This window comes from Vibrio sp. 2304 (assembly GCF_033339475.1).
In the GTDB taxonomy this organism is placed as follows: Bacteria; Pseudomonadota; Gammaproteobacteria; order Enterobacterales; family Vibrionaceae; genus Vibrio; species Vibrio alginolyticus.
On the sequence record NZ_JAWOUQ010000012.1, the window covers coordinates 60,954 to 86,461 of the forward strand.

Here is a 25,508-nt window from a genome sequence, read left to right on the forward strand (position 1 = left end):
TAAACTCCTTATACCGTTGCAGGACGGCTTAACACCGTTTGCATAGTTTCACTTTTCGCTTGAATCATTTGCATGATGAGGCTCATCAGCTCTTGGAAGTCTTCCATCAACTTACCAATCTCTTCTTTGAGCTTATCAATGACAGCCTGGCTTAACGTCATTTTGGCTCGAAGGTCTGTGATATCAGCCTGAATCTCTGTCACGTGAGCATTGTTAGCAGCGTGGACACTGTCCGTTGCGCCTTTACCCACGTTGACGGCAAGATCGACGGTTTCTGCGCCATAACGAATCGCTTTCGCTGTTGTTGTCGCAGCTTTTGTGCCCATATCCGCCACTTTCGCCATGTTTGCAGCGGCTTTCGTAGCGATTTCCGTGACCTTTTGAGCTACCTTACCAGCACCTTTCGCTGCAAGTTTCGCGATACCGCCAGCTGCTGCACCACCAAACGTCACAACAGCTCCGATAACCGCGACGGCGATTTCTAATGCCATTACGACTTTGTTTAGCACATCGACATTTACGCCCGCTTCTTTTAGCGCATCTTGAACGGCTGGCTCTTGCAACGCCATGCTCACTGCTCCCATAACGCCACCAGCGATCATAAGTGCACCGGCTGCTGCACCAACACCCGTTGCCACCATTACGGCACCAACAACAATAGAAACCACCGCACTGATCCAACCAAAGATCTTCGCTGCTAAGCCTGATTTTTGGGCTTCTTTTGCAGCGGCTTCCGATTCTTTGATTTTGTCTTGGTTTTCCACCATCTCTTTTTCGTGTTTAGCTTTTGCGACCTTCACTTCCTGAATTTTCAGCTCGTTTTGAGCACTTTTCAGTTTATCCGTGATAGCAGCAAGCTCTACTTCAAAATCATCAGCAGATCCTGCGATGATTTTGACGGCAATCGAACCTGTTTGGTCTGCAACTGCATGGAGAGATTTTGCAATGGTATCGACGATCTTTTGCAGCTGTGCCATGGCTTTTAGCGTCAAATCATTCACTTTGTCACTAACAGCTGCGTTAGGTGCATCTAACTGAACTTTTACTTTTCCGGTGTTCAGTACATCTGCATCTTTACTCTTCACGTTTTCTACCGTCACAGAAGGCGTCGCTGTAGACGCCGTTTTCTGCACATTATCTAACGTGGCTTGGCCAGATTCAGGGCTATAAACCTGTGTCTGGATGCGGTCAAGTGCAATAGAACTCATAGTCTAATTACTCCTTTTTATTTCTCACCGCTTCTAACATGATGCCTGCACGCTCATGCAAATCTGCATATTGTGATTTTCCGGCAGACATCTCCTTCGCGCTATAAAACCCACTCTCTGCTTCTGTCAGTTGTTCCAGTTTCAGGTGACATTCAGCAGAGTGAAAAGGTGGGCGTGGATCATTTACGTCCACTAGCGCTGCGTAGCTGTAGGCGTCTATTGCCTGCAGATACTCACCCAACTCCTGACGAGCCGCGCCAAGGCCAATGAAAAATCGCGCCTGATAATGATCAAGCATGCTGAGTAATTGAAATACTTTCGCTGCTTGCTCAATCTTTCCCGATTGGAAAAAGTTGTAACCTACGGCATAAATGTGTTCGATGGTGTCCTGAGACACATCGTGCAACATTTTTAGCGTGCCTCCCTCTTCCAGAAAAGACAGCAGCTCTTCTGCTTGCATTTGGGATGGATCGGTCGCGTTTGTTTTAGTCATGGTTGGTTATCCTTAAATGGCTCGTAGGATTTCTTGTAAAATACTGTGGTACTTCTGAACAAACTTGTTCATCGCTTCAACGGTCGAGTTGTATTGAGAACTGGTGTCGTTCAGCTCAGTGGTTTTGATTTGCACTTCATCGTTAAGCAGCTTGGATTTAGCACTGACAGAACTAGAAAAATTAGACAGTTTTTTCGACTTCTCTTCGTCTTGGTACGACGCACCATCACCGATAGTAATACCTTGTGTTTGAAGGAAGTCTCGATGGTTGGTTATCTTATTATCCGTCAAATACTTGTACTCAGGTGAAGCTTCAAAATCCGTTTGATTGCTGTAGTTAAAGTCACTCGCTTTGAAGTTACTTTCTGGATATCCCGGTTTATAAACCCCATCAACACTTTGCGTAGAGTGAATTTTTGATTGCACAACACCAAAAACTTTAAGCTGTATTGTGAGATCCTCTAATGCCTCTTTCTGGTCATTACGTTTCTCTAAACGGTTAACACGACGCTCATTTAGTGCAAGCAGCACTTGCTCATCAAAACGGTCTCCAATGCTGGACTCAACAACGGCCAACAAATCACGAGCCGTTAGAGAGTGTTCTGCTCTCACCTCGCGATCCGCTTTCTCTTTGTCGGTGATATTGAGTAGACGCTCTTTCAATGCCCCTAAGTTTTTGCGCAATGCCTCGTATCGCTCAGTAAATGAAGCCCCGGTAGATTCACCTTTTACTATTTTTTCAAACTGTAATCGGATATCTCGTTCGGTGTTTTCTTTGATCAAATTAACTTGAGCTGCCGTTATTTGTGTCTTTTGGACATCGGCTATCGCGCTGTCCTGGTAAAAGTCGTCGATTTCTATATTTGTTAAACTCACCGCGAAGTTGGCGAACAGACTAGAAAGGGTCAAAGGCTCAGTTCCACCAATGACAGTATTAAGTGCTGCTTTTAGATTGTTCGTTCCACTCGCCTCACCATAAGCTGCGCTATATTGGCCTTTCACTTGAGCGGCCATTTCATCTAACGCTTCTTTAAGCTGCTGTTTAGAAATACCAGGAGTCCAGGTAATTCTGCTAGCTAGCGCACTTGCGTCATCGGTGCTTAAAGTAATACCGATGCCTTGAAAACTACTTTTTAATTGAGCTGAGACTTGAAGAGCGAAACTCTCTTTAGTCAACAGAAAATCCGAGCTCTTCAGTTGCGCGAGATTAGCGGAACCTAAGCTACTAAAGGCATTGCGAAGAAAAGAAATAGAAGCATCTCTCACTTCACGGGAGCCCATTTGATTAGCAAGCTCTGCAACAAAAAGAGAAATTTCTTTGGTGGCATTAGCCAGACCTGTCTCGGAGAGGTTGGCGATCTGCTCCGCTTGGTTACTCTGAGTGCCCAGATTAAATTGACTAACAAACTCAGTAGACAACGAGCTATCTACGTTTTCCGTCAGTAACTTACTAAACCAAGCCTGAAACTGATTTGATAGCGTTTGGTTTGTTTGAGCATTAAACTCGGCTGCGGTTAATTCGCCATCTGAGTTAGCACGTTGTAGCGACTTTATCCAAACAGATGCGGTGTCGGTCAATGATATACCAGCAAACGCGTTATTTTTCGCTTTTAGGCTTTCAAGTGTATCAACATAAAGCGCGATGCTTTGTGATTCCGTTTGTCCCGAGATAGTTGGCAATGAAGAGATTAGAGAGGCAAGTTGCTGAGTCTCTGCTTCACCCAGTACAGGGGGACATGCCTCTATCAAGTTTTGTTGGAAAGTGGGTAATGGTGCACTACTCGCAGCTGTGTCTGTTGCTCCTGTCGTAGAGCCAGTCGTTTTCATATTCGTCATTTCCAAACCTCTAAATCATCATGCCGCGCATCACTGTGGGACGCTTTCTGCGTTTACCTGACGTACCTTGTAGCTGAGTTTGTTGTTGCCGGCGGCGCTGGACTTCGTCTATTAGCTCTTGCTCTGCACGTTTCATGGTATCTACTGGTGCTTTTATGCCGCCAAGTAAAACATCACCCGCAACAGGACCAACACCTAAGCCTTCCAATAGCTCGTTAAAAATATCGGTTCTGTCTTCAGCTTTTCTAATGGCAAGCTCAGCGTTCTCAATCGCATCGGTAAACGGTTGCTTCATCTTGATTCCTATCTTAAAGCGGGTCATCTCATCGGTGCTGTCAGTAACAGTCGCGAGTTTTTACTTTTTCAACTTTTTCAAAGGTCTATAATCTGCTAGGCGTAAACAGTACCAGTCTTCTAGCTCATCATGGCTTGCACCGCATGCTTTTAGATAGAACTGTGCCAATCGCTGGCTGCTCATGTTGCTACCACGTAACACATCGACGTTGCCGCGAATGACCCAATCGGAGGGATAAAGTTGAATGGCATGTTCAGCCAAGAGAAATAAGCCGGAAAAGGGGTTACTCAACCCCAATTTTGGACGAACGCGTTTCAGAAGAACGATGATGATTTCACCGTCCTCCACCCGAAAAACGAGCTCTAAGCCCTCAACTTCAATTCGATAACCAAGTTGAATTTCACTTTGTTGCCAAAAGTATGGCGTCACTTCGATCCCCGCTTGCGCCAGCGAGAGTATTAGTTTTGTTTTCATTACATCCCCACCCTTCCAAGTGGCTGAATATTGATTTGCTGGGTTAGTTCTTGAAATGACAAAACGGGCAGATCGTAGTATTCCGATTCAATAAGCTTTCGCACATATCGGCGTACATCCATAGACACAACTAGCACAGGTTTATTCGGCATGCGGCTTAAGTCACCAATGGTCTGTTTCACATCACTGACAAATTGTTGCGTTACTGACGGGTCTAACGCCAAGTAACTCCCTGCTGAGGTTTGACGAATACCGCTGCGTATTGTGTCTTCGAGATTTTGATCCAATAAGTAAGCGGGCAACATGTTTTGTCCGCTTGCGTATTTGTAGCAAATGTAACGTTTTAAGCTGGAACGAATGTACTCCGTCAGCTGTACAACATCTTTCTCTTTTTGGCCCCACTCAACCATCGCTTCCAAGATCACGCGAAGGTTTCGGATAGAAATGTCTTCAGAAACCAAGCGTTGCAAGATTTCCGTCATTTTTTGCAACGGAACAATACGCTGGGCCTCTTTGACTAGCTCCGAATAACTGCCTTCCATCTGCTCCAACAGATAACGCGTCTCCTGAATACCAATAAAGTCTTGTGCGTACTCCTTGAGAACATGAGACAAGTGGTACGTTAAAATCCTGTCGGGTGTGAGAAAACCGACATGACTGGCTACGAGTTTTTGCTCATAACTCTGCGCCACCCAAATGCTAGAAATACCAGGTAGAAAATCTTCATCTTGCTCATAAGGCACGCCTAATAAATCGATCTGTTCATTCCCTTCTGTCACCAAGAGTTGGTCTTTAACAATTCGTCCTCGTGCAACCGGGACTTCTTGTAACTGAATTAAGTACTCGCCATTTTGCATCCCCTCGTTAAAGCGCAGGTGGATGCCTGGGAAAGGCACGCCTAGGTCAAGATATAGTGCGCGTCTAACCCTTGCTAGCTCTTCATTTAATGCGACCGCTTCCAAGCTTTCCTGAAGGCTCGCGTCAAGATCAATCAACAGCGGGACCGTCATGGCGAACTCTTCTTGCTCACCTAACTTACCTTTGCTGTTTCTAGAAGGCGTGGGTTTGCTTGGCTTCGCTGCTGGCGAACCGGCCCCTTGCGAAACAAAGCTTGATAAGTCGGTGCTATCTGATTCCGCTTGTTTTTTCTGTTGATAGAAAAGGAAGAAACCACCACCACCAACCACGGCGGCCAAGACCAGAAAAGTGATTTTTGGAAACCCAGGGATGAGTGCGAACAGCACCAAAAGCACACCACCAATAAGAAGTGCTCGTGGCTGAGCAATCACCTGCCCACCAATATCCGATCCAAGATCAGAAGAGTCTTCATGAGAAACACGCGTCACGATAATACCGGCGGTAATCGCGATAAAGAGTGCCGGGATCTGCGACACCAAACCATCACCAACGGTCAAAATCGCAAATAACTCAAGTGCTTCAGAAGCACTCATGCCTTTTTGCGTTACCCCGATCGTGACGCCACCTAAGATGTTGACCACAATGATGACCAGACCCGCAATGGAGTCGCCTTTAACGAACTTCATCGCGCCATCCATCGAGCCATACATTTGGCTTTCTTTTTCAATCAGTGATCGTCGGTGCCTAGCTTCGTGTACGTCAATTACTCCAGCACGCATGTCACCGTCAATACTCATCTGCTTACCAGGCATCGCATCGAGTGAGAAGCGCGCACTAACTTCTGCTACCCTTTCTGAGCCTTTGGTGATCACCATAAACTGAACAATGGTAATGATCAGGAACACAACAATACCGACCACTAAGTTACCGCCCACAACGAAGTTACCGAATGTATAAACGATTTGACCAGCATCGCCTTGTAGCAAGATCAAGCGGGTTGTCGTGATAGATAAAGACAGACGAAACAATGTCGTGATCAATAGCACCGCAGGAAATGCAGAGAACTCAAGTGGCGTGGTGATGTAAATCGCTAACATAAGCAGCACCACCGCAATGCTCATGTTGGTGCCAATCAGCACATCCACCAGTGCGGTAGGAAGTGGCAATATCATCATAAAGACGATCGCGAGTAACATCACCGCAAGCATGATGTCTTTGCGTTGCCCTACTTTGTTTAGAATATCGATCAACTTATTCATGTGATTCACTATTTAAAGATTGCAGATAGCGTCGGTGCGCTTGGCGTGCCCCATCGACGTCATTTTGTTTCCAACGCGCTTGGCTTAAACAAAACCAGAGTCCTGCCGAGTCAGGATGAAGGTCGGATTTTAATAAGTGCTCACACACCTCAATCGTCCGGGTATATCGACCACTTTGTAAACACGCCACAGCAAGTGTTTGCATCGCCTCTTTGTGATGCGGTTCTATTTCTAGAACCGCATCGAGAATAGAAATGGCATGCTCTGGCTTTTGGTATTGAACTTGTAGCGCAGCGTGAACAAGTAAGAGTTCAATGTCTTTGGATCTCAACATGTTGGTTAGACCTGGATAAGGAGATTGAGCGCCATAGTGAGGTAACGCTGATCAAGTTGTGTACTTTGTAGCGTTTCAGATGCTTTGATAAAAGAAGCGGAGCCTGAATCCTGTGCAAGAACTTGCAGCTGAGCTAACGTTTCATCAAATTGTTGACGGTATTTTTCTGGACGCAACAACTCTGAGTGCAGCAGCTTGGGCTTAGTTAACGCGATGAGATATTGGTCTGAAGGCCGGAGGTCATAGAGCTTCTCTAAATGAGTAGCGACCGCCTGACCATCAGGAAGCAATTGAAATCGCTCTGGGAAATCGGCCTTAACTTCACTATGAGTAACATGCGTAAAGGCTTCGATGCCTACGTTTAAAGTGCTGACTCGAGTCATGAGCCTGCCACATCGTTATGTAGACGAGCCAAAAGCGTAAACGCTTGCTCTAAGGTCGGAAGTGTTACTTCTTCTCCTTTTAGCCTTGCTGAAAAAACCAGAGTTTGTTCATCTAACAAGCCGGTTTTAATTTCGAAAGGCCAGCCTTGATCGGCATGACACAAACACAGTGCACTTTGAATAATGTCACTGGTTTGATGCCAAGATAACGCTCGAGACAACATCAAGAATAACTGCTCACCCTGTCGCTCAATATGCAGCGTACCACTTTGCTCAAAATCCAGCTGCACCCGTCCAGCTGATGAGAAATCGACGGCATCGAGCCCCATTCCTCGGCAAAATTCATCGACGGATGCATCAATCCAACTCATCTTCCCACGCTTCCTCTTCTTCTATATCAATGGCTTCGTCTAGCGCCTTTTGTACCGCTTGGATTAAATTCTGTCGTTGTTCTTCATCGGCGAATACGTCAATTGGGATTGCGCGAACTAACTTATGGAACTCTCGAAAAAAATCGATTTTTTGTTCTACCGCCGTCAATTCCATTGCGTTGGCGACTTTCCATATCTCATCACTGCTTACCCATCGCTGCTCTACCAACGCAATCACATCAGCCATCAAATTAGAAACTTGATAAGCCATAATTCGTCCTTTCCGGTTTAAACATTTGGAACAGCTGATTCACACGATCTTGCAACGTATTTAGAGTTTTGAGTTTTTGCATATCGGACATCAACCACTGCAACTTAACCGAATCGATACTGCTACCTTGAACACTAAGATCTGCACTCATGCCTTGCAGCATAAAGTCAACAGCAGTCGATACCTCCTGCTCACCAAAGCGCGCCACTACATCTTGATAAGCCGCGCCGAGCCCTTGATAACTATGAACGGTATCGCGGTAGAAGCCGCGCAGCTGATGCAAAGAGCTAAACTCTTGCTCTTGGCTGTATTCATCAGCAAAATTTGAGACACGGATTTCCGTATCAATTTGAGACCATGTATCTGGGTTTTGCTCGATTCTTAGAAGTGCTTGGTCAATCAGCGCTAGTAGGTGTTTACTTTCTGGACTCGCACTCAAAAACTTTTTAACGGCTTTTAGGGCGAGGTATTGATGGCTTTTCTCCTCGGAAAACCCATTCAAGTAGGCTTGTAATTGCGCGATGGTCGAGATATTTCCTCCCGCCATTTTTGTAGCCAAATCTTTGATCTTTTGATTCTTTTCAAGATCAGGGACTTTTCTTAAATAGTCCGAAACGAGTTCATGTGCTTCATTAACTCGAACACCACTGTCTTTCACTTTGCGCTTGGTCAGATCTTTCTCTGCTTTTTCGGAACCGAGTGAAGTGAGTTCTTCCATCGCATCAAAAAGTGATTGTGTGGCATTGTGAACACGGACGGTTTCACCGCGATAATTGCCTTTTTGTGAAACGTCGGGGCGAGACGATTCCAACCCGTTTTGGATAGACGCATCAAACTTTGGATTTGTTGCGATATGATTGTTGATAATACTCATTCACTTGCACTCCTTCCGCACAATACAGGCGAATTATAGGAAGTGCGCTTTTTTGAAGCTGTCAAAATCAGACGTGTTTTTTTAGTGCGCTTTCAGTTTTCTAAAAACTCCCGACTGATATTCACTATAAATTGATTCTTATACTTTCTATCCTCTCAGCATCAATCATTGCGCATATTTTTACCTTGAACGATTTCTCATACATCACTGATATCCAACAATCTGCGATTAAACAGACGCGTTTGATCCAAATTCGCGGGCGCGTTACACAAGTCACCGGCACCATTATCAAAGCTGTCGTCCCTGGCGTTCGTGTAGGTGAACTGTGTGAGTTGCGTAATCCCGATCAAACTCTGTCTTTGTTAGCGGAAGTGGTTGGCTTCCAGCAGCATCACGCTTTGCTCACCCCGTTAGGAAATATGTTTGGGATTTCCTCAAATACAGAAGTAAGCCCAATGGGCAAAATGCACGAAGTGGGTGTTGGCGACCACCTGTTAGGTACAACGCTTGACGGGCTTGGGCGTCCTTTCGATGGTACGCAAAGTCAGGAACCAAGTGCTTGGTATCCTGTTTATCGCGATGCGCCACCACCAATGCAACGTAAACTGATTGAAAAGCCAATCTCTCTTGGCGTTCGATCCATTGATGGGCTACTGACCTGTGGTGAAGGTCAGCGCATGGGTATTTTTGCAGCGGCTGGCGGGGGTAAAAGTACCCTACTGGCAAAACTGATTCGCTCCGCAGAAGTTGACGTGACCGTTCTCGCTTTGATTGGTGAACGTGGACGCGAAGTGCGCGAGTTTATTGAGCATGACCTAGGCGAAGAAGGAATGGCCAAATCGGTTTTAGTGGTCGCTACCTCTGATCGCCCAGCAATGGAGCGCGCCAAAGCCGCCTTTGTTGCCACTTCTATCGCAGAATATTTTCGTGACCAAGGTAAACGCGTGCTACTGCTGATGGATTCTGTAACGCGTTTCGCCCGCGCACAGAGGGAGATTGGACTAGCCGCAGGCGAGCCACCAACACGACGTGGCTATCCGCCTTCTGTTTTTGCCGCTTTGCCAAAGCTGATGGAACGAGCTGGACAATCAGACAAAGGATCAATTACGGCACTGTACACCGTGTTGGTGGAAGGTGACGACATGACGGAGCCTGTCGCGGATGAAACTCGCTCAATTTTAGACGGGCACATCATTCTCTCGCGCAAACTTGCGGCAATGAACCATTATCCCGCCATTGATGTACTTCGCTCAGCAAGCCGAGTGATGAATCAAATCGTTGAATCCGATCATCAGGCGTCTGCTGCTCATATTCGCGAAATGTTAGCTAAGTATGAAGAAGTTGAACTGCTAATCAAAATTGGCGAATACCAACATGGCGCAGATAGCCGAGCGGATATGGCCATTGCACAAAGTGATGATATACGCGCCTTTTTACGCCAAGGCACTCATGAACTAAGCGATCTTGATGGCGCTATCGCTCAACTTAAAGGGATGGCGAAACAATGATAGAACGCTTATTAGAAATCAAAAAAATTCGCGCTGACCGTGCGGATAAAGCCGTCAAGCGTCAAGAATACCGAGTGTCAAACGCCGCAGCACAGGTTCAAAAGGCCGAACGTTCTGTCGCGGACTATCACGTTTGGCGCCAGGAAGAAGAAGAGCGACGTTTTGCTAAAGCAAAACAACAAACGCTCGTTCTTAAAGAGCTGGAAACATTAAGACAAGAAATCGCGTTGTTAAGAGAGAGAGAAGCCGAACTTAAACAACGTGTGGCCGAGTCAAAAAAAGCGCTTGAAATCGAACGCTCGGCACTTAAAGAAAAGCAAAAAGAGGCGCGACAAGCCCATAAAACCAAAGAAAAATTCGTTCAGTTGCAGCAACAAGAAGTCGCGGAAAAATCGCGAGAAAGGCAATACCAAGAAGAACTCGAACAGGAAGAGTTTCGCACTGTCGACATTATCTAAAGGTTCACTATGCGCATTACCCCAACAACTGAAACATCGAATACGCTGCACAAATCAACGCCGGAACAAGCGCCTCTCGAGAAGGAGGCCGAGCTTCAATCACAATTCGAGCATGCAATGACGAAGAAGCCTAGCAAGGGAAAGGAGTCTATCGTTGGGAATCCCCAAAAAAATCATACTGGCGAAGAAGACATACCGCTAAGGCATAAGACATCTCAAGGTCTAGATAAGAAACTTAACCTATCGAACCAAGAAGCCAACGCTGACAAAAACATCTCCACTTTAAAAGGTCAAAGTGACGTCGTCAGTAAGAGAGATATAGAGAAATCGCAAGACGACGCAGCAAATAGCGAAGAAATAATTAGCAAAAACAATAAATTGCTTAAACATGATGGAAAAAGCGATGGCGACACAGTTCTAAGCTCCCCTTCTACCGAGCGTGTTGATCCTCACTTTCAAGCTCATTTGAAAGATGATAAACCGACGCCGATGGATAAACATACCTCGCCGGAGTATCTCTCTACGCTTGAATCTGGCTTGCTCCCCCAAAATGCGACAGCGACAGAGCTCGCTCAAGATGGGATTAACATTGTTGGCTTAACGAAAAGGCAAACTGAAAAAACGCACAATAAGCGTGCAACTCCGCCGCTACAGAATACAGGCAAACGATCAGACCAAACTGGTGGCCTGCCTGAAACCAAGCCTCTTGAAAAAATCGTGACGAAAAGCGCACTAGTCGCCGTTAAAACGGATGAAGAAAAAGTGCCTTCTCAACCCCTTGCAAGTGCGGTAACACAAGGCGATGTCATCCTAAAAAGTGTTGCTTCGCAGGCTCAACCAAGCCCAACGCGAGACGTAAACCAATTACTCCAGCAATTGGTGGATAAAATCTATGTTGCTCTGCCAACCGCATCGGACAACAAAGAGGTTCGGCTGTTTCTAAGTGAAGGACAATTAAAAGGTGGCGAAATCCACATCAAGTTGGACGCTCAAGGGTATAGCGTGACGATTCGACAAGAGCATGCCCTTTCCATTATTAGCCAGCAAGCTAGACAAGATCTTGCTGAACGGCTAAACCGATTCGGTGGTGAGCAGCCACTTCGCTTAGCGATCAGCGAACAAACTCAACAGCTCGATCAACAACAACATGAACAACAACACTCACGCCAACAACGCAGCGTGTATGAAGAATGGCAAGCGGAGAATGACCTATGACACCGTTAATAATACCCAAAGTGGATGCAGAAAGTATCGCGCTCAGCAATCAACTTTGTGCAAAACAGTGCCACTTCCAAGGGACTGATGGTCAGAGCGTATCGATTACTGTTGCTCAAATCCCTTCATTTGAAGGGTTCCGTTTAACCACGTTGATTGGAGGGCAAACCCTACAAGTAGACTTTTCTCGTGCGCAGCTCCAACATTGGCTGAAATCGACCTTAAATGCTACTGCGTTTGAGTCCCTGCCTAACTCCCTCCAGTTAGCACTTTTGAGCTCACAGATAGAACCGCATAGTGAGGCAATCAAAGCGTTATTTGGTCAGTTACCCATTCTTAGTCAACTACAGCCGTTCGAGGCGAGCCCGGCCCAAGAGCATACTTTAATGTTAACCCTCAATAAGCCTAACGGCTCTCTTTGTTTGTGGGTTAGCGAAGGATCAGACGTGTTGTTGGATGCGCTACCAAACAGCGCTGCTCTACAAGCTCGACACCTCGCTTTACCTGTGTGGTTAAGTCTTGGAAGGACCCATTTGACGTTAAGCGAATTTAATTCGATCGAGCTGGGAGATGTCATCTTTTTTGACGATGGTTACATCGCCAAGCAACAAGCCATTTTTCAAGTATCTAACCAGAATCTCTGGCGCTGCCAACTGGATGACCAAACTCTTCACATTATGGAAAAAGAAACCAATATGAATGACGTAAACACTTCAGAAATGTTAACCGACCACCAGCAACTGCCTGTGGAACTCACGTTTGATATCGGCCATCAAACCATCACGCTAGAGCAGCTTAACCAGCTTCAGCCAGGGTACGTATTCGAGCTAAACCAGCCTGTATCTAAGCCGGTAACATTGCGTGCCAACGGCAAAATCATTGGTGAGTGTGAACTGGTTAATGTTAACGAACATTTAGGTGTGCGCGTACTGGAGCTGTTCGGTGGCACGCAGGAGCCAGCATGATCCAGTTACCCGACGAGCTCAATCTCATTGTCAGCTTAGCACTGCTGGCACTGATCCCATTTATCGCCATGATGGCGACGTCGTTTGTGAAACTCGCCGTTGTATTCTCACTGTTGCGTAACGCTCTCGGTGTACAGCAAATTCCGCCGAATATGGCGCTTTACGGATTGGCTATTATTTTGTCAATTTTCATCATGGCTCCCGTCGGGTTTGAAACCTACGACTATGTAAAGCAGCATGATATCTCCCTTGAAGATTCTGCAAGTGTAGAAGGCCTCATTGAAAGCGGTTTACAGCCTTATCGAGAATTTTTGAAAAAGCATATTCGGGAAACCGAAGCCATATTCTTCACTGATGCTGCACGCACATTGTGGCCACAGAAGTACGTAGACCGTTTAGAGTCGGACAGCTTATTGCTCTTACTGCCCGCATTTACCGTCAGCGAGCTTACTCGCGCTTTTGAAATTGGCTTTCTGTTGTACTTACCGTTCATCGCTATTGACCTAATTGTGTCGAATATCCTACTCGCGATGGGGATGATGATGGTATCGCCAATGACGATTTCCCTCCCCTTCAAATTGTTGCTTTTTGTCTTGCTTGACGGCTGGACAAAGCTCACCCACGGCTTAGTGTTGAGTTACGGTTAATCACGGAGAAAGTATGCATTCTGCTGAAATCATTCATTTCACGACTCAAGCATTAACCCTAGTGTTGTACTTGTCATTACCGCCGATTTTAGTCGCAGCATTGGTTGGTACATTGGTGTCGCTTATTCAGGCGTTAACTCAGGTCCAAGAACAAACGTTAGGCTTTGTGGTCAAGCTTATCGCGGTCATTATTACGCTGTTCGTCACAACGCAATGGCTAGGGGCAGAGCTCCACGCCTTCGCCTCGCTTGCTATGGATAAAATTCCTCAAATACGATGAGTTATCACGACTTACACCAGGCTTTATTTTTGTACAGCCTGACGTTACCTCGGTTAATGGCATGCTTCATCTTTTTGCCTATTTTGAGCAAGCAAATGTTAGGCGGCACCATGGTGAGAAATGGTGTGCTTTGCTCACTCGCACTGTTTATATTTCCGATGATTAATCAGCAAACCTTGCCTGCAGAAACCGACGGCATTTGGCTGATAATGATTTTGGGTAAGGAGGTATTAATTGGGCTATTGATAGGGTTTGTTGCTGCTATCCCCTTTTGGGCGATAGAAGCGGCCGGTTTTCTGGTCGACAACCAACGTGGGGCTGCCATGGCAAGTATGTTTAACCCAACGCTAGGCTCACAATCCACACCAACAGCGGTATTACTAACCCAAACGCTGATTACCCTGTTCTTCTCTGGCGGTGGCTTTGTCACTTTTATCTATGCGTTATTCAAAAGCTATACATCTTGGCCGATCGTGGACTTTTTCCCAACCGTTAGCGACGCATGGGTTAGCTTCTTCTACGCGCAATTTGAACAGCTTATGTGGCTTGGTGTGTTGATGTCCGCTCCACTAGTGTTGGCAATGTTTCTTGCTGAGTTTGGTCTGGCGCTTATCAGTCGTTTTGCACCGCAATTGAATGTTTTTTTCCTTGCCATGCCAATAAAAAGTGCCATCGCGAGTGTTTTACTGATCGTGTATCTCGGAATAATGATGGATCACTTTGAAGTACAGTTTTACGGCATTACCCGATTCGCAGAACAACTCAATACCATTTGGCAATAACGCTTAGGATTCTTTATGAGTGCAGAAAAAACAGAGCAACCCACCGCAAAAAAGTTACGCGATGCTCGACAGAAAGGTCAGGTTGCCAAAAGCCAAGAAATCGTATCGTCTGCATTAATTTTGGCGCTCATAATTGTACTGTTTGCGTTCGCCGATTATTACATGTCGCACATCTCAGCGCTTATTCTCCTACCAAGTAAGCTTGCTTATCAGGGTTTCCAAGATGCGCTAGTCGATGTCGCTATCGCCATCGCAAAAGAAATTGCCTATCTACTCGCTCCGATTATTCTGGTTGCTGCACTCGTCGCCATCTTTTCCAATATGGGGCAGTTCGGGTTCCTATTTAGTGGTGAATCCGTTAAACCCGACATCAAAAAGATCAATCCCGTCGAAGGGGCCAAACGCATTTTTTCCCTTAAGAGTGTGATTGAGTTTATCAAGTCGATCCTTAAAGTCTCTCTTCTTTCCTGCATTATCTGGGTGACATTACGCGGTAACATCAACGCTTTAATGCAAATTCCAACTTGTGGGCTAGAATGTGTCCCGACCATTACTGGCGTCATGATTAAACAATTAATGATTATCTCTTCGGTAGGCTTCATCGTCATCGCTGCCGCAGATTTTGCGTACCAGAAGTTTGATCACACGAAAAAGCTCAAAATGAGCAAGGACGAAGTGAAGCGCGAATACAAAGAGATGGAAGGCAGTCCAGAAATAAAAAGCAAACGTCGTCAGTTACACCAAGAGCTACAAGCCTCTAATCAACGTGAAAACGTTAAACGTTCTAATGTATTAGTTACAAACCCAACACATATCGCGGTTGGCCTTTATTACAAGAAAGGCGAAACGCCCCTGCCCGTCATCACTTTGATGGAAACCGATGCGGTAGCCAAACGTATGGTCGCAATCGCTAAAGAGGAAGGCGTGCCTGTGATGCAAAAAGTCCCTCTTGCTCGTGCACTATACGCCGACGGTAACGTCGACCAGTACATCCCAAGCGATCTTATTGAGGCAACTGCGGAAGTGCTTCGTTGGTTGGCTTCGTTAGAGTCCGAGGCGGACTAACAAACCACATCCCATTCAAGATCTGGGCTTACAACTGCCCAGCTTTCAACCTCGATACTTTCAACGCTATAATGCGGTATCCTTTAACTGTATGTTGTTTTTATGAAATCTAGCTTAAGCATTCGCTCCTACACGAAACGTATGAGCCGACATACTCATAGTGATTATCATCAACTGGTGCTTCCTCTCCAGGGCAACATACATATTGATATGGATAGCTATGTCGGAAAGGTGGCGGTTGGCGACTGCATAGTCATCCCCAAAAGTTGTGCTCACGGGTTTAATGCCGAAGAGTCATCACGCTTTATTGTTGCGGATATGACCACTTTGCCCACTCATTTGATGGATAATAGTGTGGCTGTGTTTTCGATTAGCCCGCCTCTACTGAGCTTTATCCAGTTTGTCGAAAAGCAACTTGAGTATCAGGTTAATGATGAAATTGAAAACTCAATGGTTGCAACCTTCTATCTGTTGCTGGAGCAGCAAAAGCGGTCTCGCTCCGTGGATTTGCGTATTCGAGATGTACAGGTTGTGATCGCGGAGCAGCTTGATCAGCCACTCACCATTGCCTCATTAGCGAATGCCGCTTGCTTGAGTCCGACGCAGTTTAAAAAGCTTTTTAAAGAGCAGCTAAAAGTGAGCGTCCATAAGTACATTACACTACAACGTATGGAAAAAGCCAAAGCACTACTGACTCATACAGACCTTCCAGTTCAGTTGATAGCTGAACGAGTTGGTTATAGTGACCTTTCCGCGTTTAGTCGACGGTTTTCAATGCATTTTGGTATGTCTCCTAGAGAGTTTTCCCGATAGTCACTAAAATAGTCTTCTGGAACAAGTATTCCGTCTTTTCAGCACAAAAATCTCTATCGCTTTCTTTTATTCTTTCTACCCTAAAACAGCCATTCACTAGGTAGAAATTACAGTGTTAAAAAAACATTTCACCGACTATCAATTAGGAACTTTATCCATACTTTTTGCTTCAACCCTGTGGGGAACGACGGGCACCGCTGCCAGCTTGGCACCGGATGTCAGTGCTCTCGCCATTGGCGCATTTTCTATGGGTATTGGTGGGTTTATGCAAGCATGTCTATCTGCGAAGTCACTGAAGAGAGATTTTCGAAAAGTCGTACATAAGAAGAAAACGTTACTGATTAGTATTATCGCCTTAGCCACCTACCCACTGGCTTTTTATTCATCAATGCGATTCGCTGGTGTGGCTATTGGTACGGTTATTTCTATCTCCACTGCTCCTTTCTTTTCTGCTTTGTTAGAGTGTCTCTTTAGCCGAAATCAGACCATAACCAAGCGCTGGATGATGAGTTTCGCAATCGGGGTCATTGGCATTACCTTGTTGCTGGCTTCTGAGTCATCCGCAAATAGCTTATTTGATCAGGATATGAAGCATTGGGGTGTATTACTTGGCCTATTGGCAGGTTTGACGTACGCCATTTACTCATGGGGAGTAAAGGCTATGATTGACCACGGCATTGAATCGCAAACGGCCATGGGAAGTGTTTTTGGTATTGGTGGAGTTTTGCTTCTACCAACACTTTTCATCACGGGTGATAATCTATTTGCATCGTCAACTAATACGGCGGTCATGCTCTACATGGCCTTGATTCCAATGGGGTTAGGTTACGTCGCTTTTGGGTTTGGGCTACGGTTTGTTACAGCCAGTGGAGCTAGCATACTCACGCTATTTGAACCTGTTATCGCAGCAGCACTAGCAGTTGCGATTGTTGGGGAAGAAATTTCTTTCATTGGTTGGGTTGGTATAACGTTGACACTTGTGTGTTTGTTTCTTCAGTCGAAAAGTTAAATTAAACCGATATTAGCCAGCCCCAAAAAGGAACGCTGACGGTAGATAAAGTAAGGAGCAGCACCTACTCCCTACTTTACCATTTGAAATTACACCCAGCCTTCTGCCAAGTACATCAATCGCAATTGACTTGGTGAGCCTAGTTTTTCTAGCGCATCTAATTGGACGTCACTCAGGTTTGGGCATTTATCAAGATAAACTCGTCCGTTTGCTGCATCTAGGGGGAGCTTGTAGGTTAGCTTTTCGTTTATTTTACTTGCTTCCCCTTTATCAATCGCTCGAACAGCTGGCATGAGCCAATCCCAATCTTCTCCTAACAGTTTTTTAAACGCCCCGTTAGCAATAGACTCGGTTTTACTTGGTGCATCCTCTGGGCTTAGCTTCAAGATAGAGTCTACGTCAGGAACCAAGTGCTCACTTGGTTCTGAACCCAACATCTTTTTCAGTGTTAATCGAGCGGCTTCCATCTCTTGTGCCTCTTTAGGCGCTTGAGGAGAAGTCATTTCAGTATTCTCCTTAGGACCAAGGTACGCCATTAATGCGCGGACAGAAGCCGGATCTTGCATACTAAAGGTAAAGTCTCCTTTGGCATTAGAAACTTCAAGCCTTGGTAAAACACCAGACATCTCACCTTGCATGAGTTGTTCTTTGACTTCTGTATTTAGTCCGTATGCTCCAGCTTGGTTCGCAACAAAACCACCACCACTCATGATAGCAGTCGTTGCCGCAGAACCGATTGCCTCTTTTGCTATCGGTGTGACGCCCACCGTTGCTACAGAGCTAACACCGAACGTGCCCAGGCTCCCCGTCGCCATACCTAATGTAGCTCCAATGCCACCTTCAGCCGACAGTATCGCATGACCTTGAGCCAAGGTTTGCTGCATCGGCATAGAAAGACGTTGATCTCGCCCTGGCAGCTGTGAAATTTGTTCTAACTGATGATGGTAAGCCTCAGCATCACCATTTACGGCCGCTTTGTGCAGCTCTCGACCTGTAGAAATCAATAAGCCAACGCCAGGTAATGCCAAGTTAATAACGGCGTTAACACCAGAACCTTTTAGCTTTTCTTTGCCCATCTGCAGCAGTTCAGCAGCAAAGCCATCCATTTTTCCCGGATACTGGGCTTCTAAGCTCACCTGCATACGCGGATCTTTGCTGATCGCATCAAACGTATTTTTAAGCTGCTGGTACGTATCGCTGCTCACTTTTATTTCATCCAATAGGCTGACAACTTCTAAGATTTTACGCTCAGTAAGTGGCTCACCGCGATAGCCTGAAGGACTCACTAGGGAGTAAGCCAACAGCGCAACCTCAGGTTTTTCTTGCTTAAGTAGCGCTTGTTTTAAATCAAGGTGAGTTTTGATGTTTTCTTGGAAAAACTTAGTGTATTTGCTTCTCAATACGCCTTCGTGAATAGAAGCAAACTTGTGACCTTTGTGGAATGTGGAAGGTTCTTTTACTTCACCTCTTTTACTGATCACTCGGTCATCTTTTTGCGCAGCAACTGCACGAAACTGCTCTAGATCAGGTACTGGGCTTTGGCTGATTTTTTGTGTTGTATTAACCATTTTTCTCTCCTACACACGAAGTGATTGAACATGAGCTTGTTCATGATTAGAGGTGGTTGGAATCGCTTGATCCAACATTGCGAAACGCGCTTGCCACAGCTCGGCCTGTTCAATAACTTCGTGAAACCAAGCGGTAAGGTTCGTCGTATTTAGATGCTCAACGGGTTTACGTCCTGCTAAGACAAGCTGTCGACCGTTTGGAGCCAAAGCAAGTGCGAGGTTGCCACTACCAATTCCTTGATAGTTCGCATGAGCAAGAAGCTCTAAACCTTTTAGTCGTTGTTCACCGGATTTTTCTAACCCTCCGAACGTTACAGACAACATCAAATCATCCGTATCTGTCGCGATGAAATACAACATGTAGCGATCATCGACCAGTAGCTGACAACGTTCATTTTCTTCAAAATTCAGTTCGGGCAACTCATTGAGTTGGCAAAACTCCAAGAGCAGTTGTTGAATCGTGTTCATAACTTTTTCCTTTTGTTTCAATAACTCTATTGAACAACGATTGCAGATTGAACGATGTCGGTAATGGCTTTATTTTTGTCACTTTTTCGCCTTCATTGTGAGGTTTTCCGCAGAAATCTCGCTCTAAAATCGAGTTGCCAGAGTAATAAAAAAGAGCAGCTCAGAGCTGCTCTTTCAATAAAGGTTAGATGCTTAGCATGGTGTATTTGCTCACTTCTTTTGCAGAGTGACTAACCCAGTTTATGGCTATCAAAAATGACTTCTGTTGGCGGGAACATATTCGAAACAGGTGGTCGTTGTGCATCTCCAAACATTGGTGCACCGAATGCAGATGTCGCCCAAGGGTCAACAATTTTCACATCCTTACTCCACGTTGATGGATCTTTTATGTCGCTCCCCTCTTGTCGACCAACCAGTACATAAAGGTGTGTACCTGAATGACCCTTTTTAAACGCAACCACTTCTACTTTGGGTTCACTTTCAGGTGTTCCTGACATGCCTTGAATCATCTCAGCGGCGGCAGCAAAGGCAAATGTAGTACAGCAGCCGGCTTTCGCGGTTTGTACTGCCTTAGCAATGTTCTGTAGAGTGCTTAATTGCGGTGCGGTTCCTCTTTGTGCTGCAGCTTGAACTCCGTTTGCGGACATCGTCGCTCTGTGATCTTGCATGATTCGCGCTTGATCCGCGTGAAGCTCTTTTAGTCGTGGCTTTCCTTTTGTTTCATAAAACTGTGACCCCTTAACACCGAACGTATTTAAGTCCGTACAGGCAAAATCACCAAGCTTTTGAAGGTTGGCTTTATGTTCGTTGATAAGCGCGACACTCGATGAGGCTTTATTGGTTTTGGAAGAAGAGGCTGCCGTTTGTACAGTGGGCCAATTTGAGCTAGGACCAGACGACAATCTCTCAAGATTTTTCAGGCTCCCAAGCGTTAACTTGTTTTCACCGTTCAACACATTTTTCAGCATGAGCTTCGCAACATCTTTAGGAATACCCTGCTTAGTAAGCAGGTTCACTACAATATCTTTCGCTTTATTCTGGTGGCTAATACGCGCGCTGATACTTTTATTTTTTGGTGCGCCCTCTTTAACAAAAATATCTTTACCGTTGTGTGCTCGAACCTCTTTGTCGTCAGCTTGATTTTGTGTCGCCAAATGTGACGTTAACTGACTCAACGAGTGCATTTGCGATGTATTAATATTGACCATGTGTGATGCCTTAAACTTGAATAAATGCGTGTACGTCTGTTTGGCTAAAATCTACAACCGTGTTGTTTTGAAATAACTGTCCCCAAGTATCAACTAATTCGTTCAACTGAATGATTAAGTTAGCAATGTTGGTGAGTTCACTTCCAGTCGCGATAGCAACTTGAAGAACAACGTCTTTGCGTGTTGGATTCACACAAAACTGCACACCACCTGTTTCTCGATACAAAAAGTTGTATTCAAGTAAAACTTGAAGTTTATCTAGCGTAATATCATCTTGTTCTATAAGCAGGTTTTTGGAAATCAATAACTCGCCTTTTTCCTCTACGAGCAGAACATCGACACTGTTGTTTTCAGCAAAATGCAGTGACCACATTTGATCGTCATACGCTGTCACGCGCTCAAGGTTCAGCACTTCTCCTAGCTCAGAGAGAAGCATATTAATCTTTCCTGTATCCATGTTGTGTCCTGTCTAATTTATTATAACTAAGTGACATCGATATATTTATTGCAGCGAAGCCACTTGGGTATAACGGCTCATTTAAATAAGCGAATAAGGATAAAAGAGATTTTATGGCGAGATAGAAACCGACACTTTATTTCAACGTCTCATTTTTATTGCTATTAGCCGTTTTATTGAGAAGAAAAATTAAGGTTAAGCTGGAAAATAAAAGAGCGGCAATCGCCGCTCCAAAAATTAAATAGAAGTAAAAAATCACTTAATACCGTGAAGGCTATTTTCTGCATCCATAGCTAAAGGATTGAACGAGTCGTTACGAAGTTCTGCTATCGCGTATAGCATGCGACCCATGCGACCATTTCCATCGGTAAAGCCATGGTACCCGATAACTCCGGCGAACAAATGCTTACCTAAGTCTTTATCTTCTACAGGGTTCTCTTTCAAAAAGCCTTCAATGTGCTGCTTTAACATGCCCTCACCGCCAATACTTGAAGGCAAAGTGCCACCCGAAATATTTGGCCCTCGGTAATCACGCTCAACATTAGGCACCAATCGAGCGTGTAGCTCTTTTAGGTTTTCCATATTCAATAAATCTTTACCATTAGACGCGTACTCTTTAAGTAAAGACGTAATATTTTCGGCATCGTTTCCTTTAGAGTTAGAAGCATTAATGATCCACGCCGCAGCTCTTTCAACATTATTGGTTACGCCACTTTTGTTAAACGCATCCTCTGCCAGTCCTTCAGCGTATACACCTTGGCTTAGATCGGTGCTTGCTAGACCTTCGATATGACGTTGCGCCGATTTAAGATGCATCACCTCCATATCAAACACCGCTTGCATTTGATTAATGCTACCTGCCGGGTTTTTCTGCGCTGCAGATACACCACCGCCGTAGTCTTTTACTACACGTCCAGCAAGCGACTTCGCTGCACTTTCGCCAATCAGTGATGTGAGGTTTTTACCAGAATCGGTTTCTAACATTGCCTCTGTCATCGCTCGCTCTGCTAACTGGTTTAGCTCAGCAGAGTTCGACTGAACTGATTTACTGTCTAACTTCGCAAAGGCATTTAAGACATCTGATGCGGTTTTTATGCTTCCATCTTTGAAGAACATTTGTCCATGCTCAACAGAAGAAGCAGCTTGTAAACGCTGAGCTTGTCCTTGCTCATTATCAAATACGGCTTTTGTAAGGGCTTTCGCTACCGATTGTGGGCTACCTTCGCGAAACAGTTTTCCTGTCGCTTCAAAAAATCGCGCTACCGCACCATTCGTAGGATTGGTACGAGTAAATTCTTGGGTCGCTGCGTTGATTTGGTATTCTTTGCCACCAATACTCAGCTTACCTTCGTTAAGTATCTCGTTACGAGCTTGCGGCATGGCGGCCTGCAACGCGCTAACACTTCCAAAACTGATCATGTTTTAAACCCTTAATGTGGAAAAATGAGTGGTATTCGTTTCCGGTACTTCGGTTGTTTTGTTGGTTACTTCTTGTGTATTCGCACTTTTTAACCACTCGATGAAATTCGCAAATGACTCATCGAAAAAAGATGCAGTTAGCAGTTGCTGAGGCAGGTGTATGAAACCGATGTATCCGGTCTCTTCCTCCCAGCATACCGCTGGAGAACCTTGCGTTAAGGCATCTTTCATATGTTGATGCAAAATATCAGCACTCGGTTCATCACCTGAAATCAGCCCGATAAGCGTCACACGATCTTCTTGTGCACGAATTGTGATTGCTGTGTTTTGCTCAACGAGTAGATGGCAACAATCATCTTCATCAAAAACCAACGGCTCCAATTGGCAGCGGCTGGCAAAATCTGTCAGTAAAGAAGTTATAAATCCATTAGCCATTCGACTAAATAATCCTATTTTTGTTGTTTTAGAGGCGCTGCTTGGTTGCAACACTTATCAACTAAGCAGCTTTCTTAGGTGTATTCTTAAGGATTTATGGCAGTGAATATTTTAGAAATGGTCGGATTTTTTTTGTTTAAAGGCATTAAAATGAAAAAACTCAGCAAGTGCTGAGTTTTTAAGGTTTATTCATGAATCGTAGTTTTACGCTCGCTGAGCTGCTTCACCATAGCTTGCTTTAACGCATGCAGCTGTCCATCAATACTGGCGTCGATGATCCCAACTTCTGTTTCCAAAATGCAGCCTCCATTTTTCAAGCGCGCATCTGCTACCACGTCAACGTAACCGACTTCAGGGAAATCACTTAATACTCCAGCCACCTTTTCTCTCACCTCAACAACCTGCTCTGGGTGGACATGTAAAATGACCTGCTTTTGGTTACTCACCAGTTGCAACGCTTCTCGAACTACACTCACCGTGGTATCGACATCATCGAAGGTATCGATGATCTTGCGTACTGCTTCTAACACCACACCTGTCATTTTTTCTTCGACTTGCTGATAGTAGTCATTACAACGTGCTAAGGTTTCAACCATCGTTTGCGCATTTTCAATCTTGGCTTGTGCAAGGCCATCTTGATAACCACGTTGTTTTTCGGTTTCGTAGGCTTGCTGGGCATTAGCAATGATGCTTTCAGCTTTGGAGTTCGCGGCTTCAACTAAGTGTTGCGAATCCAGATAACTGGCATAATCTTTCGCTTTCAGCACCTTTAAGCCAGGTGCCAGCTGCAAATTGTCTGTTTTTATTTCAACAAATGAAACCATTGAGGAATAACCTGTTTTGCGATTTTTTTTGTGAGTCGATACGCCAGATCTCGTTGATCCGCTTCCAACCAGTTAGCTGTTTCCGCGTTTTCGCTAAGTTGCTTTTCTAATTTGAATTGCCAACGAAGAACAACATCTTCCGGTGAGTTAATCAAAATAAACCTCATCCAAAAATATCCCAGCGCCCTCATGCTTGCTTCAACAGACCTTTCATCCAGTAGTTCTGGTAACGAACGCTGCCAGCCTTGCGGCCAGCTGGATAACAGCATAGGCCCGTTTTGAATTAGGAACCGAGCGCCTTCCAAACCAAATACGTTGTTCAGAACCTGTTTAGGATGTTTTAAAACAACGCCTCGCATTGCCACACAATGTAAAGCTCCGCCCACCATCAATACGAGTTGGTTCAACGCATCCGCTGGGAGCAACGCCAAGCTATGGCAAGGTTTGTTAAAAGCCGTCTCAGGAACGGGAGATAACGCCCACTCATTTATGCACCATTGGTTAAACATGGGGTTATCTCTCCAGCCTTCGATATTTAGTAACCAAGGCTGCTTTTGCTCTATCCAACTTCTATGGATGTACTGGCAAGGCGCATAGTTAAACTGGTGTAGTACCTGCGCGAGTGGTGTTTCTGGTTTAACCACGCTTCGTGTTCCTACGACACCATGTAAAAGTAGCGATATTCGAGCCGATGAGTGCCGCTACCAAGAACACCAAAATGGCGATAAGATTATTCGCCGTCTCTTTGGTGACCTGAACCGACAAAATGCTTTTAAATTGATTGTTTTGAGTAGCAACTCGAACCTCTGATGAGGGTACCATCACTACGCTGATTCGATCGTAGTTCAGCCCCTCAATGCTATTGTTCACTAATAATTTGATCTGCGGAACATATGAATCAAGCGCAATATCTGCTGCGTGTTTAATAAATACGGAGGCAGAAGCTGGAGTTGGGCGCTCTCCTGGACGCAGATCTTGATCTTCCAAAACAACATGAACACGTGCCACTAGCACGCCATCAATCTGAGATAAGGTTGAGGAGAGCTCCTGAGATTTCGCGTATACCAAACGTGCTCGTTCTGCTAATGGTGACGAGATCAAATCGTCTTTGGGAAACACTTCTTTCAGTGTGGAAAACTGCTCTCTTGGATAACCTTTTCGCTTTAGCGCGTCTACCGCGAAGGCGATTTGAGAACTGTCTACCATTAACTTGACGGTGTTGTCTTTGTCAGGCTCTTTTGTTGCAACGACACCTTCGGATAGTAAGATCGACAACATCTCATTACCCTCTTTCTGAGTAACGTTGGTGTATAACTCGGTCTGACAACCTACCAGAAACAACGTGAGCATGATGAAAACTGCTCTCATTTTATTCATCATCACTATTGTGCCTTCAATAAGGTTTCTACGTTTTGTGTGGTTTTACCCACGGTTTTCGCGATCAGCTCTTCTTGAAAAGTAATGCGTGTCAGCGCCCACTGCATTTGCAGTAATTGCGCCGGATCATCACCCACCATCTTCATGTTGTCTTGCAGGTTACTTTTCGCGTTATCGATAGTGTTTTTCAACTCGCTGATGTTTTCTAGCAAACCTCCCTCCAGGCCATTATTCGCCTCGGGAACCGACATAGCTTGCTCAAAGCGTTCGCTTAAACCGTCTTCGACTTGCGCATCCTGCAACTTATCAATGTTGGTTTGCATCACCTCGGTGTACTGCGTGTTTATCATATGT

Annotated in this window: 31 protein-coding genes; 10 read left to right on the top strand and 21 right to left on the bottom strand. The window is 45.2% G+C overall.

Annotated features, from left to right (window positions below):
* Positions 1–8: 8 nt before the first annotated feature.
* From vopB to sctW, 11 genes are read right to left on the bottom strand one after another with little or no spacing between them, the layout of a single operon-like run.
* Positions 9–1,208: a type III secretion system translocon subunit VopB gene (gene vopB, locus R7P64_RS19585; protein WP_005377260.1), complete on the bottom strand. Its 1,200-nt coding sequence runs from the start codon at positions 1,206–1,208 to the stop codon at positions 9–11.
* Between the two features lie 7 nt (positions 1,209–1,215).
* Positions 1,216–1,701: a SycD/LcrH family type III secretion system chaperone VcrH gene (gene vcrH / locus R7P64_RS19590; protein WP_005377258.1), complete on the bottom strand. Its 486-nt coding sequence runs from the start codon at positions 1,699–1,701 to the stop codon at positions 1,216–1,218.
* Between the two features lie 12 nt (positions 1,702–1,713).
* On the bottom strand, positions 1,714–3,537 hold the full coding sequence (locus R7P64_RS19595; protein ID WP_318119132.1) for a virulence-associated V antigen: 1,824 nt from the start codon (positions 3,535–3,537) through the stop codon (positions 1,714–1,716).
* A gap of 10 nt (positions 3,538–3,547) precedes the next feature.
* Complete coding sequence (locus tag R7P64_RS19600) at positions 3,548–3,832, bottom strand: LcrG family type III secretion system chaperone (RefSeq protein WP_005377254.1); 285 nt, start codon at positions 3,830–3,832, stop codon at positions 3,548–3,550.
* A gap of 60 nt (positions 3,833–3,892) precedes the next feature.
* On the bottom strand, positions 3,893–4,306 hold the full coding sequence (locus tag R7P64_RS19605) for an LcrR family type III secretion system chaperone (RefSeq protein ID WP_318123860.1): 414 nt from the start codon (positions 4,304–4,306) through the stop codon (positions 3,893–3,895).
* Positions 4,306–6,432 (bottom strand): SctV family type III secretion system export apparatus subunit VcrD, encoded by a 2,127-nt coding sequence (gene vcrD, locus R7P64_RS19610; protein WP_086013006.1) that lies wholly within the window; start codon positions 6,430–6,432, stop codon positions 4,306–4,308. The genes R7P64_RS19605 and vcrD overlap by 1 nt, the downstream gene beginning before the upstream one ends.
* Positions 6,416–6,757: a type III secretion system chaperone VscY gene (vscY, locus tag R7P64_RS19615; protein ID WP_158156522.1), complete on the bottom strand. Its 342-nt coding sequence runs from the start codon at positions 6,755–6,757 to the stop codon at positions 6,416–6,418. Before vscY ends, vcrD begins: the two co-directional genes overlap by 17 nt.
* Positions 6,758–6,762: 5 nt before the next feature.
* Positions 6,763–7,140 carry a type III secretion system protein VscX gene (gene vscX / locus R7P64_RS19620; RefSeq protein ID WP_005377246.1) on the bottom strand — a complete coding sequence of 126 codons (378 nt, stop codon included), beginning with the start codon at positions 7,138–7,140 and terminating at the stop codon, positions 6,763–6,765.
* Positions 7,137–7,511, bottom strand: a complete 375-nt coding sequence (gene sycN / locus R7P64_RS19625) for a type III secretion chaperone SycN (protein WP_005377240.1) — start codon at positions 7,509–7,511, stop codon at positions 7,137–7,139. The genes vscX and sycN overlap by 4 nt, the downstream gene beginning before the upstream one ends.
* Positions 7,498–7,782: a TyeA family type III secretion system gatekeeper subunit gene (locus R7P64_RS19630; RefSeq protein ID WP_005377239.1), complete on the bottom strand. Its 285-nt coding sequence runs from the start codon at positions 7,780–7,782 to the stop codon at positions 7,498–7,500. The genes sycN and R7P64_RS19630 overlap by 14 nt, the downstream gene beginning before the upstream one ends.
* Positions 7,763–8,656, bottom strand: coding sequence for a type III secretion system gatekeeper subunit SctW (gene sctW / locus R7P64_RS19635; RefSeq protein WP_005388156.1), 894 nt, complete (start codon positions 8,654–8,656; stop codon positions 7,763–7,765). Before sctW ends, R7P64_RS19630 begins: the two co-directional genes overlap by 20 nt.
* Before the next feature lie 185 nt (positions 8,657–8,841).
* Between sctW and vscN the strand changes: the two genes are divergently transcribed.
* From vscN to R7P64_RS19685, 10 genes are all read left to right on the top strand, one after another.
* Positions 8,842–10,164, top strand: coding sequence for a SctN family type III secretion system ATPase VscN (gene vscN, locus R7P64_RS19640; RefSeq protein ID WP_318123862.1), 1,323 nt, complete (start codon positions 8,842–8,844; stop codon positions 10,162–10,164).
* Positions 10,161–10,622, top strand: a complete 462-nt coding sequence (locus R7P64_RS19645; RefSeq protein ID WP_005377236.1) for a type III secretion protein — start codon at positions 10,161–10,163, stop codon at positions 10,620–10,622. The genes vscN and R7P64_RS19645 overlap by 4 nt, the downstream gene beginning before the upstream one ends.
* Before the next feature lie 9 nt (positions 10,623–10,631).
* Positions 10,632–11,837 (top strand): type III secretion system needle length determinant, encoded by a 1,206-nt coding sequence (locus R7P64_RS19650; protein ID WP_033906162.1) that lies wholly within the window; start codon positions 10,632–10,634, stop codon positions 11,835–11,837.
* Complete coding sequence (gene vscQ / locus R7P64_RS19655) at positions 11,834–12,802, top strand: type III secretion system cytoplasmic ring protein SctQ (RefSeq protein ID WP_213963032.1); 969 nt, start codon at positions 11,834–11,836, stop codon at positions 12,800–12,802. Before R7P64_RS19650 ends, vscQ begins: the two co-directional genes overlap by 4 nt.
* Positions 12,799–13,449 carry a SctR family type III secretion system export apparatus subunit VscR gene (gene vscR, locus R7P64_RS19660; RefSeq protein WP_005377232.1) on the top strand — a complete coding sequence of 217 codons (651 nt, stop codon included), beginning with the start codon at positions 12,799–12,801 and terminating at the stop codon, positions 13,447–13,449. The genes vscQ and vscR overlap by 4 nt, the downstream gene beginning before the upstream one ends.
* A 13-nt stretch (positions 13,450–13,462) precedes the next feature.
* A complete protein-coding gene (gene vscS, locus R7P64_RS19665) occupies positions 13,463–13,729 on the top strand; it encodes a SctS family type III secretion system export apparatus subunit VscS (protein ID WP_005377227.1) in 267 nt (88 codons plus the stop codon).
* Positions 13,726–14,511 carry a type III secretion system export apparatus subunit SctT gene (sctT, locus tag R7P64_RS19670; RefSeq protein ID WP_005387128.1) on the top strand — a complete coding sequence of 262 codons (786 nt, stop codon included), beginning with the start codon at positions 13,726–13,728 and terminating at the stop codon, positions 14,509–14,511. Before vscS ends, sctT begins: the two co-directional genes overlap by 4 nt.
* A 15-nt stretch (positions 14,512–14,526) precedes the next feature.
* Positions 14,527–15,576: a SctU family type III secretion system export apparatus subunit VscU gene (gene vscU / locus R7P64_RS19675; protein WP_005387129.1), complete on the top strand. Its 1,050-nt coding sequence runs from the start codon at positions 14,527–14,529 to the stop codon at positions 15,574–15,576.
* A gap of 102 nt (positions 15,577–15,678) precedes the next feature.
* Positions 15,679–16,389: a helix-turn-helix domain-containing protein gene (locus R7P64_RS19680; protein WP_021707757.1), complete on the top strand. Its 711-nt coding sequence runs from the start codon at positions 15,679–15,681 to the stop codon at positions 16,387–16,389.
* A gap of 106 nt (positions 16,390–16,495) precedes the next feature.
* Positions 16,496–17,398 carry a DMT family transporter gene (locus tag R7P64_RS19685; protein WP_373417447.1) on the top strand — a complete coding sequence of 301 codons (903 nt, stop codon included), beginning with the start codon at positions 16,496–16,498 and terminating at the stop codon, positions 17,396–17,398.
* A gap of 89 nt (positions 17,399–17,487) precedes the next feature.
* Here the strand turns inward: R7P64_RS19685 and R7P64_RS19690 are convergent, their stop codons facing one another.
* The 10 genes from R7P64_RS19690 to vscI form a co-directional block, all read right to left on the bottom strand.
* Entirely contained in the window at positions 17,488–18,966 is a 1,479-nt protein-coding gene (locus tag R7P64_RS19690; protein ID WP_017821337.1) for a hypothetical protein, read from the bottom strand.
* Positions 18,967–18,975: 9 nt separating this feature from the next.
* Complete coding sequence (locus tag R7P64_RS19695) at positions 18,976–19,434, bottom strand: CesT family type III secretion system chaperone (protein WP_005377211.1); 459 nt, start codon at positions 19,432–19,434, stop codon at positions 18,976–18,978.
* A gap of 230 nt (positions 19,435–19,664) precedes the next feature.
* The gene (gene vopR, locus R7P64_RS19700; RefSeq protein ID WP_065646418.1) at positions 19,665–20,642 is read right to left on the bottom strand and encodes a type III secretion system effector VopR; all 978 of its coding nucleotides are present in this window, start codon (positions 20,640–20,642) and stop codon (positions 19,665–19,667) included.
* A gap of 10 nt (positions 20,643–20,652) precedes the next feature.
* On the bottom strand, positions 20,653–21,099 hold the full coding sequence (locus R7P64_RS19705; RefSeq protein WP_025768119.1) for a type III secretion system chaperone: 447 nt from the start codon (positions 21,097–21,099) through the stop codon (positions 20,653–20,655).
* Positions 21,100–21,354: 255 nt separating this feature from the next.
* Positions 21,355–22,518 (bottom strand): VopS family T3SS effector adenosine monophosphate-protein transferase, encoded by a 1,164-nt coding sequence (locus R7P64_RS19710; RefSeq protein ID WP_137282059.1) that lies wholly within the window; start codon positions 22,516–22,518, stop codon positions 21,355–21,357.
* A 3-nt stretch (positions 22,519–22,521) separates the two neighbouring features.
* Positions 22,522–22,953, bottom strand: a complete 432-nt coding sequence (locus R7P64_RS19715) for a type III secretion system chaperone (RefSeq protein WP_239945628.1) — start codon at positions 22,951–22,953, stop codon at positions 22,522–22,524.
* Positions 22,954–23,138: 185 nt separating this feature from the next.
* Entirely contained in the window at positions 23,139–23,777 is a 639-nt protein-coding gene (locus R7P64_RS19720) for an HrpE/YscL family type III secretion apparatus protein (RefSeq protein ID WP_213969890.1), read from the bottom strand.
* Positions 23,756–24,421: a SctK family type III secretion system sorting platform protein VscK gene (gene vscK, locus R7P64_RS19725; protein WP_318119128.1), complete on the bottom strand. Its 666-nt coding sequence runs from the start codon at positions 24,419–24,421 to the stop codon at positions 23,756–23,758. Before vscK ends, R7P64_RS19720 begins: the two co-directional genes overlap by 22 nt.
* Positions 24,414–25,160: a type III secretion system inner membrane ring lipoprotein SctJ gene (sctJ, locus tag R7P64_RS19730; RefSeq protein ID WP_086012989.1), complete on the bottom strand. Its 747-nt coding sequence runs from the start codon at positions 25,158–25,160 to the stop codon at positions 24,414–24,416. Before sctJ ends, vscK begins: the two co-directional genes overlap by 8 nt.
* Entirely contained in the window at positions 25,160–25,504 is a 345-nt protein-coding gene (gene vscI / locus R7P64_RS19735; RefSeq protein ID WP_005377202.1) for a SctI family type III secretion system inner rod subunit VscI, read from the bottom strand. Before vscI ends, sctJ begins: the two co-directional genes overlap by 1 nt.
* Positions 25,505–25,508: the final 4 nt, after the last annotated feature.